Consider the following 3274-nt stretch of genomic DNA (forward strand, 5'->3'; position numbering starts at 1 on the left):
TCTGATGACCAGAACGACAAGAGCCGTGTAACGGGCGACTGTTACGCACGGTTCTGTGAGAGCCGAGGGGTGAGATTCCCCTCGGCTACTCGGCAACGCGATTGTCAGTGGCCGTCGCTACGGTTTCGGCAGTGATCGAATCCGTGCCGCGAATCCGCGGGCGAATCCGTGGGGTGGGGGGAGTCCGATGTCCGTCAGCGCGAGCGAGCCGGCAGTGCTCGCCGAGCCCGCCGTGCTGTCGTGGCGCGGCGGCTTCGGGCGGCTGTGGGCCGCGGCGGTCGTCTCCCGCTTCGGCGACGGGCTGCGGGGCGCCGCGCTGCCGCTGCTGGCCACCTCGCTGACCGGCTCGCCGCTGCTGGTCTCGCTCGTCACCGCCGCCGGGTTCCTGCCGTGGATCCTCTTCGGACTGCTCGGCGGGGCCGTGGCGGACCGGGTGGACCAGCGCCGGGCGATGCGCTCGGTGGACGCGGTGCGCGCCGTGCTGACGGGAGCGTTCGCGCTCACCGTGGCGCTCGGGCACGCGAGCATCGGGCTGCTGCTCGCGCTGGCCTTCGCCCTCACCACCGCGCAGACGCTCTTCGACAACGCGGCGACCGCCCTGCTGCCGTCCGTCGTCCCGGCCGCCGTCCTCGGCCGCGCCAACTCCCGGCTGATGACCGGCCAGACGATAGCCGGTGCCTTCGTGGCGGCGCCGCTGGTCGCGGTCCTGCTCGCGTTCTCGGCCGGGGCGCCCTTCGCGGTCGACGCGGCCACCTTCGCGGCGGCCGCCGCCCTCGTCGCCTCGCTGCCCGCTCCCGCGGGGCAGCGGCCGCCGCGCCCGGCCGGACGCACCCTGCGGCGCGACATCGCCGAGGGCCTGCGGGCGCTGTGGGACGACCGGTTGCTGCGCGCGCTGTGCGCGGCCAATACGGTGGCCAACATCGGGGTCGGCGTCCTGGTCGCCACCCTCGTCCTCCAGGTGACCGGCTGGCTGCACGCGGGCCGCGGCGGCTTCGCGGCCGTGATCACCGCGTACGGCGTGGGCAGCGTCCTCGGCGGCGCCGCGGCCGAGCGGCTGACCCGGTGGCTCGGCAGGGCGCGGGCGCTCCTCACGGGCCTGGCCGTGCAGACCTGCTGCCTGGTCGTCCTCGGCACCGTGCGCTCGCTCGCCGCCGCGGTGGCCGTGATGGCGGTCTTCGGCGCCTTCGGCATGGTCTGGAACGTCAGCGAGGTGACGCTGCTGCAGGAGCGCACCCCCGCGGGCCTGCTGGGCCGGGTGAGCGCGGCCAACCGCACGCTGTCGGTGGCCGGGGCGCCGCTGGGCGCCCTGCTCGGCGGCGCCACCGCGACCGCCTGGGGGCTGAACGCGCCGCCGCTGGCCGCCGCCGCGCTCTTCTGCTGCGCCGTCGGTGTCCTCATACCGGCCGTCGCGCGAAGGGACGGAGAACTCTCCGCGCGGTGACGGCCGCAGGAGATCTCGTTCCGGCGCGTCATCAATTAGTTTGGGACGTGCAGCGAGGACGAGGAGAAGTGGACTGATGTCCGAAACCAATGCTCAGGGCCCCAAGAGGCTTGACCGGCGTCCTGAATGGCAGGCGCTCGGCAAGCACCGCGAGGAGCTCGCGGACACGCATCTGCGGGACCTGTTCGCCGACGACCCCGAGCGGGGCAGTCGCTACACCCTCCAGGTCGGGGACCTCCACCTGGACTACTCCAAGCAGCTCGTCACCGACGAGACGCTGCGGCTGCTGCGCGAACTGGCCGCGGCCACCGGCGTGTTCGAGCTGCGCGACGCGATGTTCCGCGGCGAGAAGATCAACGTCACCGAGGACCGGGCGGTGCTGCACACCGCGCTGCGCGCCCCGCGCTCGGCGGTCATCCAGGTCGACGGCCAGGACGTCGTGCCCGCCGTGCACTCCGTGCTCACCAAGATGACCGTCTTCGCCGACCGGATCCGCTCCGGCGAGTGGACCGGCCACACCGGCAAGCGGATCAGGAACATCGTCAACATCGGCATCGGCGGCTCCGACCTCGGCCCGGCGATGGCCTACGAGGTGCTGCGCTCCTACGCCGACCGCGGTCTGACGGTCCGCTTCGTGTCCAACGTGGACGGCGCCGACCTGCACGAGGCGGTCCGCGACCTGGACGCGGCCGAGACGCTGTTCATCATCGCGTCCAAGACGTTCACCACCATCGAGACCATCACCAACGCCACCTCCGCGCGCGACTGGCTGCTCAACGCGCTGGGCGCGGGCGAGGACGCGGTGGCCAAGCACTTCGTGGCGCTGTCGACGAACGCGGAGAAGGTCGCCGACTTCGGTATCGACACCACGAACATGTTCGAGTTCTGGGACTGGGTCGGCGGGCGCTACTCCTACGACTCGGCGATCGGCCTGTCGCTGATGATCGCCATCGGCCCCGACCACTTCCGCGAGATGCTCGCCGGATTCCACCTGGTGGACGAGCACTTCAGGTCCGCCCCGGCCGAGGAGAACGTGCCGCTGCTGCTCGGGCTGCTCGGCGTCTGGTACGGCGGGTTCCACGACGCGCAGTCGCACGCGGTGCTGCCGTACAGCCACTACCTGAGCAGGTTCACCGCCTACCTCCAGCAGCTCGACATGGAGTCCAACGGCAAGTCGGTCGACCGCCAGGGCAACCCGGTGGACTGGCAGACCGGCCCCGTGGTGTGGGGCACCCCGGGCACCAACGGGCAGCACGCGTACTACCAGTTGCTGCACCAGGGCACGAAGGTCATCCCGGCGGACTTCATCGGTTTCGCCAACCCGATCGCCGAACTCGGGCCGCTGGCCGCCCAGCACGACCTGCTGATGGCCAACTTCTTCGCCCAGACCCAGGCGCTGGCCTTCGGCAAGACGCCGGACGAGGTGCGGGCGGAGGGGGTCGCGGAGGAGCTGGTGCCGCACAAGACCTTCCGCGGCAACCACCCGACGACGACGATTCTCGCCAGGGAACTCACGCCGTCGGTGCTCGGGCAGCTCATCGCCCTCTACGAGCACAAGGTCTTCGTCCAGGGCGCGATCTGGAACATCGACTCCTTCGACCAGTGGGGCGTCGAGCTCGGCAAGGTCCTCGCCAAGCGGATCGAGCCCGCCCTCAGCGAAGGCACTGCCGTGCCGGGCCTCGACGCGTCCACCACGGCACTGGTCGCCACCTACCGTCAGCTGCGCGGCCGCTGACGCGGCGGCCGGTCGGGGTCCGTTCGGCACCGCCGAACCACGCCGTCTCGGCTGAGCACCGCCGCGGCGGTTCAAGGGTGGACGTCCACCCTTGAACA

Annotated in this window: 2 protein-coding genes; both read left to right on the forward strand. The window is 71.6% G+C overall.

All coding sequences use genetic code 11. From position 1 onward, the window contains the following. Positions 1-187 precede the first annotated feature (187 nt). Positions 188-1441: an MFS transporter gene (locus AB0M29_RS45000; protein ID WP_365393629.1), complete on the forward strand. Its 1254-nt coding sequence runs from the start codon at positions 188-190 to the stop codon at positions 1439-1441. A 76-nt stretch (positions 1442-1517) separates the two neighbouring features. Then, positions 1518-3176, forward strand: a complete 1659-nt coding sequence (pgi, locus tag AB0M29_RS45005; protein ID WP_365393631.1) for a glucose-6-phosphate isomerase — start codon at positions 1518-1520, stop codon at positions 3174-3176. Positions 3177-3274 lie beyond the last annotated feature (98 nt).

This window comes from Streptomyces sp. NPDC051976 (assembly GCF_040680795.1).
Lineage (GTDB): Bacteria > Actinomycetota > Actinomycetes > Streptomycetales > Streptomycetaceae > Actinacidiphila.

Excerpts from the sequence above, each read along its gene's own strand:
- AB0M29_RS45000 (WP_365393629.1), top strand. The coding sequence starts at position 188 with ATGTCCGTCAGCGCGAGCGAGCCGGCAGTGCTCGCCGAGCCCGCCGTG.
- pgi (WP_365393631.1), top strand. The coding sequence starts at position 1,518 with ATGTCCGAAACCAATGCTCAGGGCCCCAAGAGGCTTGACCGGCGTCCT.